Annotated in this window: 23 protein-coding genes; 11 read left to right on the forward strand and 12 right to left on the reverse strand. The window is 70.1% G+C overall.

What is annotated here, in order from left to right; genetic code table 11:
• Positions 1 to 125 precede the first annotated feature (125 nt).
• The 4 genes from KBX43_RS27320 to KBX43_RS27335 form a co-directional block, all read right to left on the reverse strand.
• Positions 126 to 461, reverse strand: coding sequence for a hypothetical protein (locus KBX43_RS27320; protein ID WP_210887874.1), 336 nt, complete (start codon positions 459 to 461; stop codon positions 126 to 128).
• Positions 462 to 669: 208 nt separating this feature from the next.
• On the reverse strand, positions 670 to 987 hold the full coding sequence (locus KBX43_RS27325) for a GIY-YIG nuclease family protein (RefSeq protein ID WP_210887877.1): 318 nt from the start codon (positions 985 to 987) through the stop codon (positions 670 to 672).
• Positions 988 to 1,022: 35 nt separating this feature from the next.
• Positions 1,023 to 1,781: a GntR family transcriptional regulator gene (locus tag KBX43_RS27330; RefSeq protein ID WP_210887880.1), complete on the reverse strand. Its 759-nt coding sequence runs from the start codon at positions 1,779 to 1,781 to the stop codon at positions 1,023 to 1,025.
• Between the two features lie 2 nt (positions 1,782 to 1,783).
• Positions 1,784 to 2,314: a UTRA domain-containing protein gene (locus tag KBX43_RS27335; RefSeq protein WP_210887882.1), complete on the reverse strand. Its 531-nt coding sequence runs from the start codon at positions 2,312 to 2,314 to the stop codon at positions 1,784 to 1,786.
• A gap of 169 nt (positions 2,315 to 2,483) precedes the next feature.
• Here KBX43_RS27335 and KBX43_RS27340 point away from each other — a divergent pair, with 169 nt between their 5' ends.
• The 8 genes from KBX43_RS27340 (at position 2,484) to KBX43_RS27375 (ending at position 8,431) form a co-directional block, all read left to right on the forward strand.
• Complete coding sequence (locus tag KBX43_RS27340) at positions 2,484 to 2,750, forward strand: hypothetical protein (RefSeq protein ID WP_210887886.1); 267 nt, start codon at positions 2,484 to 2,486, stop codon at positions 2,748 to 2,750.
• 3 nt (positions 2,751 to 2,753) lie between these two features.
• On the forward strand, positions 2,754 to 2,948 hold the full coding sequence (locus KBX43_RS27345) for a hypothetical protein (protein ID WP_210887889.1): 195 nt from the start codon (positions 2,754 to 2,756) through the stop codon (positions 2,946 to 2,948).
• On the forward strand, positions 2,945 to 4,114 hold the full coding sequence (locus KBX43_RS27350; RefSeq protein WP_307851603.1) for a hypothetical protein: 1,170 nt from the start codon (positions 2,945 to 2,947) through the stop codon (positions 4,112 to 4,114). The genes KBX43_RS27345 and KBX43_RS27350 overlap by 4 nt, the downstream gene beginning before the upstream one ends.
• Positions 4,115 to 4,188: 74 nt before the next feature.
• Entirely contained in the window at positions 4,189 to 4,482 is a 294-nt protein-coding gene (locus KBX43_RS27355) for a hypothetical protein (protein ID WP_210887892.1), read from the forward strand.
• 212 nt (positions 4,483 to 4,694) lie between these two features.
• Positions 4,695 to 4,955 (forward strand): hypothetical protein, encoded by a 261-nt coding sequence (locus tag KBX43_RS27360; protein ID WP_210887895.1) that lies wholly within the window; start codon positions 4,695 to 4,697, stop codon positions 4,953 to 4,955.
• A gap of 16 nt (positions 4,956 to 4,971) precedes the next feature.
• A complete protein-coding gene (locus KBX43_RS27365; protein ID WP_210887898.1) occupies positions 4,972 to 5,454 on the forward strand; it encodes a hypothetical protein in 483 nt (160 codons plus the stop codon).
• Positions 5,454 to 6,446, forward strand: coding sequence for a hypothetical protein (locus KBX43_RS27370; protein WP_210887901.1), 993 nt, complete (start codon positions 5,454 to 5,456; stop codon positions 6,444 to 6,446). Before KBX43_RS27365 ends, KBX43_RS27370 begins: the two co-directional genes overlap by 1 nt.
• 86 nt (positions 6,447 to 6,532) lie before the next feature.
• Entirely contained in the window at positions 6,533 to 8,431 is a 1,899-nt protein-coding gene (locus tag KBX43_RS27375) for a hypothetical protein (RefSeq protein WP_210887904.1), read from the forward strand.
• 57 nt (positions 8,432 to 8,488) lie between these two features.
• Here KBX43_RS27375 and KBX43_RS27380 read toward each other — a convergent pair whose 3' ends face one another.
• Entirely contained in the window at positions 8,489 to 8,758 is a 270-nt protein-coding gene (locus tag KBX43_RS27380) for a hypothetical protein (protein ID WP_210887907.1), read from the reverse strand.
• 109 nt (positions 8,759 to 8,867) lie between these two features.
• Between KBX43_RS27380 and KBX43_RS27385 the strand changes: the two genes are divergently transcribed.
• Both KBX43_RS27385 and KBX43_RS27390 read left to right on the forward strand, forming a co-directional pair.
• Positions 8,868 to 9,116: a hypothetical protein gene (locus KBX43_RS27385; RefSeq protein WP_210887911.1), complete on the forward strand. Its 249-nt coding sequence runs from the start codon at positions 8,868 to 8,870 to the stop codon at positions 9,114 to 9,116.
• A 107-nt stretch (positions 9,117 to 9,223) separates the two neighbouring features.
• Positions 9,224 to 9,589: a hypothetical protein gene (locus KBX43_RS27390; protein ID WP_210887914.1), complete on the forward strand. Its 366-nt coding sequence runs from the start codon at positions 9,224 to 9,226 to the stop codon at positions 9,587 to 9,589.
• A gap of 67 nt (positions 9,590 to 9,656) precedes the next feature.
• Here the strand turns inward: KBX43_RS27390 and KBX43_RS27395 are convergent, their stop codons facing one another.
• Entirely contained in the window at positions 9,657 to 9,911 is a 255-nt protein-coding gene (locus KBX43_RS27395) for a holin (RefSeq protein ID WP_210887917.1), read from the reverse strand.
• A gap of 53 nt (positions 9,912 to 9,964) precedes the next feature.
• On the opposite strand from KBX43_RS27395, the gene KBX43_RS27400 reads away from it, so the two are divergent.
• Positions 9,965 to 10,225, forward strand: a complete 261-nt coding sequence (locus KBX43_RS27400) for a hypothetical protein (protein ID WP_210887919.1) — start codon at positions 9,965 to 9,967, stop codon at positions 10,223 to 10,225.
• Between the two features lie 6 nt (positions 10,226 to 10,231).
• On the opposite strand, the gene KBX43_RS27405 is transcribed toward KBX43_RS27400, so the two are convergent.
• From KBX43_RS27405 to KBX43_RS27430, 6 genes are read right to left on the reverse strand one after another with little or no spacing between them, the layout of a single operon-like run.
• On the reverse strand, positions 10,232 to 10,627 hold the full coding sequence (locus KBX43_RS27405; protein WP_210887922.1) for a hypothetical protein: 396 nt from the start codon (positions 10,625 to 10,627) through the stop codon (positions 10,232 to 10,234).
• Positions 10,624 to 11,043: a hypothetical protein gene (locus KBX43_RS27410; RefSeq protein WP_210887927.1), complete on the reverse strand. Its 420-nt coding sequence runs from the start codon at positions 11,041 to 11,043 to the stop codon at positions 10,624 to 10,626. The genes KBX43_RS27405 and KBX43_RS27410 overlap by 4 nt, the downstream gene beginning before the upstream one ends.
• 5 nt (positions 11,044 to 11,048) lie before the next feature.
• Positions 11,049 to 12,608, reverse strand: a complete 1,560-nt coding sequence (locus tag KBX43_RS27415; protein WP_210887930.1) for a hypothetical protein — start codon at positions 12,606 to 12,608, stop codon at positions 11,049 to 11,051.
• Positions 12,609 to 12,621: 13 nt separating this feature from the next.
• Positions 12,622 to 13,398, reverse strand: coding sequence for a PIG-L deacetylase family protein (locus KBX43_RS27420; RefSeq protein WP_210887933.1), 777 nt, complete (start codon positions 13,396 to 13,398; stop codon positions 12,622 to 12,624).
• A gap of 41 nt (positions 13,399 to 13,439) precedes the next feature.
• Positions 13,440 to 13,985, reverse strand: coding sequence for a hypothetical protein (locus tag KBX43_RS27425; RefSeq protein WP_210887936.1), 546 nt, complete (start codon positions 13,983 to 13,985; stop codon positions 13,440 to 13,442).
• Positions 13,985 to 14,287: a hypothetical protein gene (locus tag KBX43_RS27430; RefSeq protein ID WP_210887939.1), complete on the reverse strand. Its 303-nt coding sequence runs from the start codon at positions 14,285 to 14,287 to the stop codon at positions 13,985 to 13,987. The genes KBX43_RS27425 and KBX43_RS27430 overlap by 1 nt, the downstream gene beginning before the upstream one ends.
• Between the last annotated feature and the right edge of the window lie 3 nt (positions 14,288 to 14,290).

The following is a 14,290-nucleotide window of genomic DNA, read 5'->3' on the forward strand; positions in this document are numbered from 1 at the left end:
CTCATAATCCCTCGGTCGCGGGTTCGAACCCCGCCCGCCCCACCATTGTTGAGCAGGTGAAACGGTCCTTCGGTTATCGGCCGGAGGGCCGTTCGCTGTCTGTGTGGGGACATTTCGGGGACAGGTCACCCGAGGCGGCGGACGTTGTCGGGTTGCGGAAGCACGGAGGCGAGGCGGTCCACGGTGTCGCCGACGCCCTCGACGTAGCGGGAGGTGGTGCGGTGGATGGTGACCATCGTGGACGCGTCGCAGAGCAGTTTGATGGACGCCATGCCGAGGAGAAGGTCGATGATCCCGACGACCATGGTTGCCACGGTGACGGGCGGGTTGTGGTGGACCGCGTATCCGATGAGGGCGGTCAGGAGCGCGATGGTGATCGTTCCGGTGATGCTGCCGGCGATGAGCCAGGGTCGGGCGGTGGCCGGAACGGGCTGCTTGGCGTGGTCCCCACTGTTGTTCATACGAACGGAGTCTCGCGTATGGGATGGCTATCGATGCAACTTGCAGCCGCAAACTTCTCAGATAGCGAAATATGAGTGATCATGCGGTCACTCACCCCCGGCTATTGGTTGACCTGCGACAACTACCGAGCTGGGCCGGGCCTCCGATCAGCACAACGCCCCCAGCCGCAGCGGCTGGGGGCGTTGTCAGGAACCCGTCAGGACTCTGCTACCAGGGTCGGATGTTCCAGATCGGCTTCTCCTCCTGGATCGCTCTCCGCTCCGCCGCCAGCGCCGACTCGCGGGTCCAGTGCCAGTCCAGCTTGGTGCGGGTGTGGTCGACGTGATCCCACCAGCGGCCGCGACTGTGACTCTGCATCCGCGTCTTCAGCGACCCGGTGACGCCGATGTAGAGCAGCATGCCGCGGTCGTCGAAGAAGCGGTACAGGACGGCCTTGGCTTCGGTCCAGTGCGGAAGATGGATCTGTTGATGGATCGTCGGCTCAGCGATTTCGTTGAGGCGCACGGCCTCTTCGTACAGCTTCACGTCATCTCCTCTTGACGAGTCCGTTCAGGGGCAAGTTAGGACGGCCAGCGGTAGCGCACCTCGTGCCGGTGCCCCGCCTTCACCATGAGCTGGCACTCCACCGGACGCCCCGACGCGGCGACCGCAACTCGGAACGTCCGCAGGATCGGCACCTCCGTCGGCAGCTCCAGCGCCACGAACTCCTCCGACGTCGGCGGCCGGGTGGAGATGACGTCCTCGAACGTCACGGGCTCCACACCCAGCTCGGCGAGCACCGCTGGTGAGCCGCCCTTGATGAGCCGCTTCTGGGTGAGCGCGGTGCCGGCGGCCAGGTCGAGCGGGTAGAAGGTGCAGACCAGCTCGACGGGTTCGCCGTCGATGGAGCCGACGAGCTGCCGCCGCAGCACCGGAGTGCCCGGGTCGAGGCTGAACGCATTGGCGACCTGGACGGGGGCGGGAACCTCGGCGACGTCGAGCAGCTTGTAGGCGCCGCGGCGGCCGAGTTCGGCGGCAGCGGTGATCCAGGCGTAGGGCTCGCCCGGGGTGTAGGGGCGGGCGTAGTCGGCGGGAGTGATGGTCTGCTGCTGGGTGGCGCGGACGTACACGCCCTTGCCCGGCTTGCCTTCGAGATAGCCCTCAGCCTTGAGGATGTTGAGGGCGTTCTGGACGGTGGCTCCGGAGGCGTCGTACTCGGCCTTCATCTCGGTTGTGGACGGGAGCTGCGTGGCGGGTGCGAGGTCACCGGCCATGATCTTCGCGCGGAGGTCGGCGGCGATCTGCTGGCTTAGGGGCCGCGGGTCGCGCGGGGTGGGCATGGTCAGCCTGCCTTGCGGACGTAGCGGATGTGCCGGCCGGCGCGCATGACGTTGATGTCGAGCTGGTAGGGCTGGCCGGTGTGGTCGAGCAGGATGCGGGTCAGCTTGAGCACGGGCTCCGGCTTCTCCATCGCCATCGTCGTCTGCTCGTACGGGGTGGCCCAGCGGGTGGTGACGTCTTCGCGCACCTCGGTGGGGTGGTAGCCCAGTTCGGCGAGGAATCGGGGCGTCCCGCCGGGGATCTTCGCGGGCTGTGCGAGGGCCGTCATGCCAGCGAGGCTGGCCAGCCAGTACGAGGCGGCGATCTCGACGGGCCAGTCGTCGATGAGGATGAGTCGGCGCCGCATGACCACCTCGACTCCCGGCTCGGCGCCGAGGTATGCGGTGATGTCAGCCAGCGCTGGTTCGGTTCGGGCGTCGAGGATTCGCTGGCTTCCCCGCTGGCCGGCTTCGGAGGCTTCGTTTGCCCAGGCGTCGCTGGCGGTCGGGGTGAGGTACTGGTCGGAGGTGGTCGTCCACCTCGGCTGTCCCATGATCCGGCGCTCCTTCGGCTGGGCTGCTGATCTCTGCTGAACCTTACTGCCTGTTCGTGCAAGTTCTTCGGCAACTCGCACTGTACACAGCCTTGCTGCTATTCGCATATAGCTGTACGGTGGCGCTCATGGACTTCAAGGCCGACACCAACAAGGGAGGTGAGCGGTGATGCTGCGCCTGATCCGTTCCAGGACGCTCGCCGACCTCCAGTCCGCCGTGTTCGAGCTGCAGGACCGGCTCGCTGCCGTCGACCCGCAGGCCGTCACCGACTGCCCGGCGTTCGGGTGCGTGGGCTGCGGCGCGTGGATGGCCGACGTGGTCACCGAGCCGACGCCGGACTACCCGCACGGGGAGAGCTACTGCTGGCGGTGCGTCGCCAAGCACCGCATCGACGGCTACCTGATCATGCCGGGCCGAGCCCAGGGCGGTCGCTGACTCATGGACTTCAAGGCCGACATCTACGAGCGCGGCACCCACCGCGGTGTCTGGCGATTCCAGGCCGCCAGTGACACCGAGGCGGTGGAGATGGCCCGCCAGCACACCAAGTCCGCCGGCGCCGACTCGGCACGGGTGTGGCGGTGCGACGACCTCGGCCGCTGCGACCTGATCGACTTGGTGGAGGTGGACCGGTGACCGACACCCGCAACGCCGACCCGCTGATCGTCTGGGGCGAGCGCATCGCCCTCTCCGCCGCTGTCCTGCTCACCGCGAAGGGCGAGTTCGACCTCGCGGTCATGGCCCACTTCGCCCCGGGCATCGCGTGGATCTTCCCGGTGATGCTCGACGTGTACGTCATCACCGCGTTCCACAAGCGCCGCTGGCTCGACGTGATCGTCAGCTTCTCGCTGATGCTCTTCGCCCAGGCGGCCGTTCACCTTGTGCCTGTGTGGATCGACTTCAAGGCTGGCGAGCAGGCTCCGTGGGGTCTGGTCCTCGCGGTGTCGTGCATCGCGCCGATCGTCGTGGTGCGGGTGAAGGCCCTCACCGGGAAGACGGCGGCGGAGCGGGAGGCGGAAGAGCGCGACAACCGGCTCGCCGCCGACGCCCGGAAAGCGCGCGACGAGGCGGCTGAGGCGACCCGGAAGGCGGCGGAAGAGCGAGCCGCCCGGGAGGCGGAAGAGCGGAAGCGGAAGGCAGCGGAAGAGCGCGCCGAAGCGGAAACCGCCGCACGTCGCAGAGCGGAAGAGCGCGCCGCCGCCGAGGCGGAAGGAAGGGCGGAAGAGCGCGCCGAGTCGGAGGCGGAAATCGCCCGGCTGATCCGGCAGACGGAAGAGGTTCAGGCCGCCGCCCGGGAGGCACGTCGGCAGGCCGCCGACCAGTCGGAGCAGGCCGCCCGGATCGCCGGTCAGCTCGATGAGGCGCGGGGCGCGGCGGAGCGTGCAGTGACGGACAAGATGGCCGCTGAGCAGCGCGCCGAGGCTCTGGCCGAGTCGCGTGAGGCGTTGGTGGACGAGCTGGCGAAGGCCCGTCAAGTGATCGCCCGGTTGCAGCAGCGGGCGGAAAACGCGGGCCGTCGGCAGGCGGAAATTTCCGCCCCGGCGAAGCGGAAGAAGTCCACTGCTCTTCCGCCCGCTCTTCCGGTCGACGTTCCGGCCGTGGAGACGGTCGCACCGGCCACTGTCGCCCGCGTTATTTCCGCTTACCGAGCGGCGCCGAACGCGCCTCAGAAGGATCTCGCGGTCGCCGCTGGGACCACGGACCGCACCGTGCGGAAGGTCCTCAACAGCATCCCCGCGGACCATCCGGTCCTCGCCATCGAGGACCGCGACACCGACGACCGCGCCGCGGTCGTTCAGTAGCCGCGGTGCCCGGTCCCACCTCCCACAGCCGGGCCGGGCACCGCATCCAACCCCGAAAGGAAGGAGCCCCGATCATGACGGACATCGTCCTGGCCCGCGAGCACCGGGCCGACAGCGAGCCGACCGGAGAGATTGTGCTGGTCACGGCCCCGACGTACGTGCACACGCGGTGGCCGAGCCCGGCGCAGATGGTCGCGAACGGCGCGGTGGGCGGGATGGCGCTGGTGGGCGCGGTGCTGCTGGCCGGCGGTTTCACCGGCCGGGTCGGCATGGAGTCGCCGGTGACGTGGGCGGCGATGGTGCTGCTGTACGTGCTGGCGTGGGTGGCGTGGCGGGCGTCGCGTCGGGCCGAGGGCGGCCAGTCGTGACGGTGACTGCGCGTAACTCTGAAGTCTGCAGTGCAGAGTCCGGCAGTGTGCTGTCTGAGCGTGAGATCGGCTCTGGGCGGCCGGAAAGTCTGCACTCTGCAATCACGGACGGTGAGCAGCCTCCGCGTACGTCGGCGGACTGGGTCCGCCGGTTCGGGGCGTACTGCACGCCGCCGGCGTTGCTGACGGAGCGCCGCCCCGCGGTGGACACGATGCGCGAGTACGTCGAGCGCGGCCGGTACGTGGAGACGCTGAAGCACCCGCGGCGCCGGTTGGCGCGTGTGTGGCTGGCTGTGGTCGCGATCCCCGCGGTGGCGGTGGCGCGGCTGTTCGAGTGGCTGCTGGAGCGTCCGGCCCGGTTCGCGGTGACGGTCGTGACGGTGAAGCTGCTGTCCACCCTTCCTCCGGTCGCCTGGCTGGTCGACCACGTTCTGACCCCGGGCGCCGACATGGCGCTGCGGGTGTTCCTCTGAGTCGAAGGAGATCGACGTGAAGAAGTGGAAGGGGCGGGTCAGGGAGTCGCTCGCCGACCTGCCCCAGTTCGTCCTCGCCTGGTTCGCGCAGGTGATGGCGTTCCTCGGCGGCGCGTTCGCCGTCGCGACGTTCCTCGGTGACTGGCTCGGCACCATGCTGGGGTGGATCCCGTGGAACTGGGTGCCGGGGGCGCTGCTGTTCGGCATCACCGTGGGTGTGCTGCTGGATCTGCTGTGGGACGCCCTGCCGGAGCGCATCGCCCTGTGGGGTGCGTTCGCGGCGCCGTCGGTGGCCACTGCGGTGCCCGGCAACCTCGGTGACACGGTGCAGGGCTGGGCGGACGACCTGAAGGGTGCGTTGCGGGGCGGGCTCGCCGAGTGGTTCGGGGACCAGCCGGCGATCGGGCTGACGGTGATCTGCCTGATCGGCGTGGTGCTGGGCGCGAAGTACGCGCTGCCGTCGAAGTCGTCGTCGAAGAAGACGGCGAGGGTCGCCTGATGGAGATCGTGCTGCTGTGGTGCTTCGTGATCGCCTACTTCGCGAAGCGCGGCGCCGAGGATCTGGTGCACGCGGTGAAGGGCACCCCGAACCCGCGGTACGAGCTGAAGCGTGAGCGCGCCCGGGCGGCCGGACAGGTCGCGGCGTCGCAGCCGCGGTACGGGACGCGGGAGTGGTTCGCGGACCTGTACTCGGATGCGCTGGTGGCGCACACGGAGAAGCGTCGGCGGGCTGCGGCGGCGAAGGCGCAGCCGGTGGACGACATGGTCGACGTGGTGCGTGAGCCGCGCCGGGACCGCGAGCAGCAGCGCCGGAACGCCGAGCGGGAGGTCGAGCACGACGAGCCGGAGTGGCTGACGCCGGACCGGGGGGAGACGGCCGGCCCGTCCGAGGTGGTTCACGACGACCAGCACCCGTACTGCCTGGAGCCGTGCGGCCCGACCTGCGGCCCGTTCGGCTGGGTGTGCGGTTCTTGCGGGGCCGAGCGGAAGCACTTCGTCTCCCGGTATGAGGCGGAGAAGGCGCACCGGGCGCACGTCTGTCCCCGCACCGACTCCCGGGACCGTTGCCCGGACTGCGGGGCCCCGAACCCGTTCGGCACGCCCTGCCAGCAGCACAACCCCGCGACCGACGACGACACCCCGACCGCCCGGATCTACCAGTTCCCCAACATCAACCAGTTCGAGAAGGAGATCACCATGGCCGACACCGAGGTCACCAGCCTGGCCACCGCGATGGCGTACGCCGAGCTGGCGTCGAAGGCCCACGAGTCGTTCGCCACGGCCGGCGCGGAGCCGTACGTCGCGAGCCTGGAGAACGCCGGGATGACCGGTGAGGCGGTCGGTTCGGCGCGTGCGGCGGCGGAGGCGTCGGCGAACGCGGCGGCGATGTGGTCGGCGCACCGGTCGCTGCTGGAGCAGCAGATGTCGGTGAAGGAGGCGTACCAGTCGCAGCCGGACGCGGCGGACAAGGAGTTCCTGCTCAACGGCTGAGCCCGGGCCGCTTCTGTGGCGCGCAGGCCGACGGGGTCTGCGCGTCGCGGTGGAAGGCCCGGAGCACCAATCCCGGAGGTTGATCGATGGACAGCACAGGCCAGCCGGTTGAGGGCGGGTTGCGTCAGCAGCTTGCCCCGCACGCGGCTGTCGGCGCGCTGGTGGTGGCTGCTGCTGCGGCGAGGGTTGCCGTGCACGTGACCGGTGACGAGCAGGTCGTGGCCACGTGGGTGGCCGGGGCGGCGTTCGTGGTCGGCGTGGTCGCGGCGACCCGGCTGCGGCGTCGGCCGTTGGACAAGAAGTCGCGGCGGCGGGCGTTGGCGTTCATCGGCGTGGCCGCCGGCTGGCTGACGGCGGTGACCGTGACGGGCCTGTCGCTGGGCGCGGTCGGGGTGTTGATGGCGCTCGGTTACGGGCTGTCGCTGCACTGGTGGCGGCAGCACCCGGTGGGCCTGATCCAGCCGAAGTCGGAGTACCAGCGGCTGTGGGCGGAGAACAACGGAGCCAGCGACGGCGCGCTGCCCGGATCCCGGCTGACGAAGCCCGAGCCCATCAAGGCCGGCATCCGGTACGCGCTGAAGCTCCGCGCCGGGAAGCAGACCCTGGAGCAGGCGGTCGCCGCGATCGGCCGGCTCCGCGGTGGCCTGCATCTGCTGCCCGACCAGCAGATGCTGCTGGAGCCGCACCCCACCGAGCCGGAGCCCACCCTTCTGCTGACGATCGTCACGAAGTCGCCCATCAAGCAGGCGGTGGACTGGCCTGGCCCGGAGGCGTTCGACCCGGCGACCGGTCGGGTGCGGCTGGGCCCGTACGCCGACGGTGAGGGAGTCGCCACGTGGCGGGCGTACACAGACAACCGGCTGTGGGGTGGCTTCATCCAGGGCGGCTCCGGGTCGGGCAAGTCCCGGCTCATCGAGTCGATCGCGTTCTCGCTGGCCGCGGCAGAGTCGCACCCGACGGTGATCTGGTACGGCGACGGGCAGCGGGGCGCGTCGTCGCCGCTGCTGATGAAGCACGCTGACCTGTTCGCGGGCACCTACGACCAGATCGAGGCGATGCTCGTCGGCATGGAGCTGCTGATGGTGCTGCGCCAGCAGGAGAACGTGGAGCGAGAGTTGGAGGGTTTCGCGCCGATCGAGGACCGGCCGGGCGTGCTGGGTGTCATCGACGAGTGCCACAAGGTGTTCGACAAGGAGCAGAACGTGCGGTCGGCGCGGACGTGTCAGCGGATCGCGGCGACGATCGCCCGGGAGGGCGGCAAGGTGGGTGTGAACCTGCTGCTGGCCAGCCAGGAGCCCACCTTGGGTGCGTTCGGTGGTGCGGGGAACAACGACGCGGAGGTGCTGCGGTCGAACCTGCTGTCCGGCAACGGGGTGATGCTGGCGGGCAGCGACCCGAACGCGAAGACCATCTTCGGGGTGGAGGACAACCCGAAGAAGTTCCCCCGGTACGGCGGTTACGGGATGGTGACGACGCCCGCGCCGGGTGAGCGTCAGGCTCACTTCCGGGGCTACTACCTGAACGACAAGCTGCGCGCGTACTGGCCGGGCCGGATCGTGTGGCGTTGCCTGTCGGCGCCGGAGGGCTACGTGGCGTTGGGTCGGGACTACGGGACGCGGGCGCGTTCGTATGCGGACCGGAAGGCTTCGTTGTCGGCGCCGCGCCGCACCGTCGAGCGCGGCGCTGCGGAGCCGCAGCCGGCCGCCGGTGGGGATGGTGCGGCGCTGGAGGCGTTCGGTGCGGTGGCGTTCCCGCCGTCGTGGGAGACGTTCGTGGCGCAGGCCCAGCAGGAGGCGCGCAAGGAGTTGGGGCCGTCCCACGCGAAGGTGCTCGACGCCATCGCGGCCGGGCACACGAGTCCGCAGCGGATCGCCGACGAGATCGGGTTGTCGGTGCGGCAGGTGCACAACTTGCTGGGCACGCTGATGGAGGCGGGCCGGGTGCGTGGTGGTGGCCGCCGGTATGAGGTGGCGGAGGCTGCCTGAGCGCGAAAGAGCGGCCCCTGTCTCCGGGTGGAGGCAGGGGCCGCTGTGTGTTCGGGGTCAGGTGGTGGGGGTCTTTTTCTTGGTGCCGCCGGAGATGCCTCGGGCGATCTGGGAGGCGCGGGCGGGGTGGAGTCCGAGGAGTTCGCCGACCTGGTCCCAGGTGCGGCCTTGCTTCAGTTCGTTGACGGCGTCGGCTCTGGCGGCGGCGATGCTGCGTTGGAGTGTGGGTACGGCGTCGAGGGCGGCGGAGAGGGCTTTGGCGCGGGTGACGGGGTCGGTGCTGGTGAGGGCGTCGGGTAGGTGGGCGATGGGTTCGGGGAGTGTCATGTCTCTGAGGTTAGTGGGTTCCCATCGCCTTTTCTAGTGGGTACCCCTTGCGTCCCTAGTGGGTACCCACTACACTATGAGTACAGGCAAGCGAGAGAGGGAGACGGAAATGGCGAAGGGCATCAAGACCAAGACGGACACCTTCACCTACACCTGGATCCCCGGCTCGGACCTGTGCAGCACCGAGGTGCACGCCACCGAGGCCACCTGCGGCGACTGCGAGGACAACGGCCCGTGCGCCGACTGCGGCGGCCAGGTTGCCGGCCCGGACAGCCTGATCTGCGTCGAGAACGGCGAGGTGGTGCACCGGCGGTGCAGCCCGCAGCGGGCGGCCGACGGCTGGGACGACTACTTCTGAGGGGCGGGGGCTTCGGCCTCCACCCTTCCCGCAAGGTCAACTTCTCGATCCCGATTCGCAAGGTCAACTTCTCTGGCTCCAACCCGACCCACCCTTCAGGAGGAACCATGCAACTGCTCAGCTACACCGACCCCGACGGCAACACCCTCACCATCGACCAGGGCGACGACCTCATCCACATCACCACCAACCGCAGCGTCACCCTCAACGACGAGGCCGTGCGGCTGCTCACCAAGGCGCTGGCCGGCGAGCAGGTATCCGCCGGGCGGATCGTGGCGGGCCGCGAGTACCGGCTGCTGCCGGACCCGCAGCGCGCCAGCGATACGTACGCGCGGTTCCTCGACGGCGTGACTCGGGTGATGGCGTTGGAGGGCCCCCGGGTCAGCGGCGACGTGCTCGTGATGACCATCGACGACAGCGACGCCGACGGGATCGGCGAGTCGGGGCTGGTGCACCAGCGGTACCTGGCCTGACACACAGAAAGAGCCGCCCCGCAACCCATGAGGGAAGCGGGGCGGCTCTGTTCGTGCAGCGTGCAGGTCAGGCCAGGTCGCGCGACGGGGCCGGGGACGACGGCAGCTCGACCAGCGACGGGCTGGCCGGCGCACCGGCCGGAGCCGACACCAGCGACGTCAGCAGCGACGCGACGGCGGCGAGCGCACCGACCGAGGCGACGTCGCCCCAGTTGATGTCGAGGACACCGAGGCCGTCACCGGCGAGCAGCGCGAGGGCGGCCTGGGCGAACGTCTTGAGGGCCCGTTCGAGGGCCTGCTTCCAGAATGAACCGGTCCACATGGTGCTTCCTCCTGGGTACATGGATGCCGGCGGGCGGGGTAGCGTCGCCGGTTGTGGCTGGGATGTCGCAGCTCCGCGAGGCGGGCTGGTTGTACGGTCCGGGCGACCCGTGGACGCCGCTGGCGCTCGTCAGGCTGTTCGAGCATCGGGACGGGTCGGGCCGCTGGGAGATACGCCTGAACTCGCCGGCGCATGAGCCGTCGCAGGTGGCCGTGTTCGACGGCGAGGGGCCTGCGCGGGCAGAGTTGGCGCGGATCTACGCCGACGGTGAGCAGGACGGGACGTGGCGGGTACGCCAGCCCGACGCCTACTGACCGGGGCTACAGGTGGCGGCCGTTGATGGTGCCGCCCGGATCGCGCACCATCACCCGCAACTGCTCCAGGCGCACCTCCGCGTCCAGGCCCACCGGGGCCAGGATCGCTGCCCGCCACGACCGCAGCTTCTCCAGCGCCGCGTCTATCTCGCCGGACAGCTCCCGCATCTGCTTGCGGGCCTGAGCCGCCTCAGCCCGGGCGGCCACCGCCTCCCGCTCGGCCTCCGCCGTCCGCTCCTGCAACTCGTTGACCTGCGCCAACGCCGAGTCGGTGAGCACCTTCACCGCGTCGGCGCGGGTCTTCGGCCGGGCCAGGACACCGGCGATGATCGTGGTCACCACACCCGCCAGCCCCCCGCCGCCGACGGCCGCCGCGACCAGCGCCCAGATGTTGCTCGTCACTCCGTGTCTCCTGCCTGCCGCAGTGCCCGCATGCTCGTCCACACCTGCCAGCCCCGCCACGCGGACGCGGAAGCCCAGCTCGCGCAGAACGCCACCGCGAACCCGACCGCGCCGCTGCCGGTGGACAGCAGCGCCACCGCGTAGACGGCCGGCGCGGCGGTCTGCCCCACCATCGCGGCCAGTTCCAGGACCAGTGAGCGGTACGTGTCGGGGAGGGCGATGCCGATCAGCCCGATCACACCGGAGGCGAGCAGCAGCAGATACCACGTCCAGAGGACCCAGACGTCGACGAGCTGCTCGACGGTGCTGGGGGGTTTCGCTCCGGCGACGAACGCGATCCCGGCTAGGGCGGACAGGACCAGGAGCATCACTTCGTGCGGCCGGTGCCTGCCGGTGACGATGATCGTCGTCGCCACCCGGGCTACCCCTGCAGCCGCGCGGCGAGCTCGTCGGCGAGGGCCTTCGCCTGCTCCCGGGACAGCCCGGCGGTGATCCGGGTGACCAGCTCGTCCACGTCCACCTCCACCGTCGGCGCCGGCAGGCCCCGCAGCGCGTCGTCGAGCAGCGCCCGCACCTCGTCGGGCGACGCCGACTCCCGGGCCACCAGCTCCCCGAGGGTCTTCACGCCAGCGGTGAGGGCGTCGAGCTTGGTCTGGTAGTTGTAGGCCCGGTCGAGGGCCTGCCCGATGGTGTAGCTGCTCTTGCCGATCTTCTGCCCGTGGACCTTGCTGGCGGCGGCGGTGGCCACCCGCTCCACGTCGGCGTCACTCAGCGGCATGTCCTCGTCTCCGATCTGCCAGTCCGCGCCGCTGTCCGCGACGGCGGTGTGCACGGTGCTCACGTGGATGTGCGTGTCGTGCGGGTCGGACCCGCGATAGGTGGACCAGGCCCACCCGTAGTTGGGGCCGGTGATCCGGCCGTTGGAGATGATGTAGCCGATGCGCGGGTCGCGGGACTTCCGCAGCTCCTCGGCGATCTTGTGGGCGTCCAGGCCGAGGCTCGGCGCGTGCGGGAAGTCGCGGGCGCACACCACCGCCGTCTTGCCGAGCGCCGAGTAGACGTGCGGGTAGTGGTCCGACGTCGACGAGTGCGCGCTGTCGGCGATCGACCCCCACGACACCGCCGGAGTAGCCGGCGGCACCGCCTTCGGATGGGCGGCGCGGATCTGCTCGTTGAGCCGATCCAAAGAGCGGACCACCCGCCACGGCTGCCCCTTGCTCCACGCCATGCTCGCCTCCTCCGCGATCAACGTCCGCCAGGTCTCCCGCGCCAGCACTGCCTGCGCGGCCATCAGGTCCCAGCCGTCCTTGTGGAACCAGCACGCCGTCAACGCCCCGTCACCGCGCAGCGCCTCCACCATCGACCGCATCCAGCCGGCCTGGCCCGTCCCGTCCCTGTCGGTGGGGAGCCGCTGAGCGCCCAGCTCGGCGACCAGGTAGGGCAGGCCCGTGTCGACGGCGACCTGCCGGGGGATCGTGAGCAGGTCATCCGGCGACCTGTAGCCGGTGCCGTTGTTGTAGATGTCCCAGCCGATCGCATCCACCGGCACCGTCGGCAGCCACCGCATGTCACCCGGATGCGCCTGCCACCAGTAGCGGGTGTAGACCGGCGCGAGCAGCACCTCCGGCCGGCGCGGATGCCCGGCCAGCGCCGCCACCAGCTCCGCCCACCGGGCGTGGAACACCTCCGGTGTCGGGTCGCCCTCGTCGGGGCCCTGCTCCGGCTCGTGCGCGTACGTCAGCACCAGCGGCCCACGACCCTCCGGCATGGCCATCAGCCACCGCTCCACCGCCGGCACGTCGAACGTCTTGAACGACAGGTGCAGCAGCGTGCCGGTGGGGATCGGCCCGAGGACCGGCCCGTCCCACGCGGGCAGCGCCTTCCCGGCGGCGACGAACACTCTGACGGCGCCGGTTCCGGGGTAGGCGGTGAGCATGTCGGCGACGGTCCGGCCGCCGGGGCACCATCCGACCAGCGTCACAACGACCTCCCGGTCACTTGTGGATCAGGCACTTGGGCTGATTGGTGCTGGTCGTGCCGTCCATCGCGGCGAACATGTCCGCCACGCTGTGGTAGCCGAAGGCGTACATCCCCTGCTCCGGGCCCCACGCCGCGTACGCACGGCAGGCGTTGCGGACCCGGTTGGCGATCTGCGCGTCCGTCGGGGTGTCCCACATCCGGCCGGTCACCTGGTTGAGGCGCGGATCGTTCCAGTACGGGGGGATCACCCAGTAGCGGCGGTCCGCCCACACCACCGGGTCCTCGGCGCCGAGCTGCTGCGACGCCTTGCCGATGTTCGTGTGGTCGGAGTTGTTGTCGACCAGGTGCGTCGGCGTCCACAGCCCGCAGTTCCCGCTGTTCGGGTTGTCGGCCATCACCTGGGCGTGCAGCGCCCGGATCGCGGCCTTGGCCTGCGCGACCGTCACCTGCGTGTCCAGCGGCTCGGTGCCGATGAGGTCCCACGCGAAGTGCAGCCGGTCGGCCGCGACGCCGAGGCAGCCGAGCGCGGCACGAATCTCCCGCAGCCGAGCCACACCCAGGGTGGTGGCGTCGAGCGGCTGGTAGCCCTCCACCGTCGGGTTGTGCGGGGCACCCCACCACGGCGACCACAGCGACCCGTTGATTTTGTCGATGGCCCCCGAACTGGTGCCCTTCGTCATCAGGAGGACGTGCACGTCCCGGCCCGCCGCGACATGCTCCGCGATCGCCACACCGGCGCCGAGGGTCTCGTCATCCGGGTGAGGGACGCAGAAGATCACAGGACGACCCACGCGGGTCCCCTTTCGTAGAGGAGTGAGAAGAGAACTGCTGGTCAGCCGAACGGCAGCACGATCAGCCGACGCCGCTGGAACGTCCCCGTGCCGGAGATGCCCACCTGGTATTTGCAGGTGAACGTGTTCGTGCCCGCCGTCAACCCTTCGATCGGGAACGCGGCCGACATCTGGTAGAGGTCACCGGCCTGGCTGGACTCGGCGATCAGCGCGTTTTCCGTGTTCGCCGCGATCGACGAAGCGCCACTGACGGCGACGCTCATCTGCGCGTTGGAGCCCGCCGTGTTGTTCGACATCAGCGCCGTCAGGATGACGATCGCTGTCGTGCCGGTCGTCAGCGTGACCTGCGGGCCGATCGTGCCCAGGTCCGTCCACGTCGTCGACGTGGTGGTATGCGCCGTGATGACCGTGGCCAAGCCGATCACCCGCTCCGCGATGGAGTTCGGGCCGGTCGTCACCATGATCCTGCCCGCCGTCGTGGCCTTCGCCGGGGCCGTCTCCAGCAGGTTGTCCCGGACGTGGGTGTTGAACTGCGCCGCCGTGAACGGCGTGTTCGCCACCGCCGTCATCGGAGAAACCCAGGCCATCAGACCACCTCGTGCTCTCGTGTCTCATCGATCAGGTCCGCCACCGACTGCCCGTCCGGCACCCCGCACACGACCGCCTGCCGGTGCCCGGCCGGAGCCCAGTTCCGGGTCTGCGGCACCGGCCGCACCTCCAGCGCCGCCCAAATCACGGCGGCGTCCGCAGGCCACTCCAGCGGCTGCACCAGCCGGCAGTTCGAGCACGACATCGCCGCCTGACCAGGCGTGACCTGCTCCGCGCCGCCGCAGTACGGCCGGTCGCAGTCGGCCACCCACCGGCCGTGGTTCACATACGCCTGCGCCACCAC

Origin of the sequence: Micromonospora sp. C41 (genome assembly GCF_018070485.1) — a bacterium.
GTDB lineage: Bacteria > Actinomycetota > Actinomycetes > Mycobacteriales > Micromonosporaceae > Micromonospora > Micromonospora chalcea.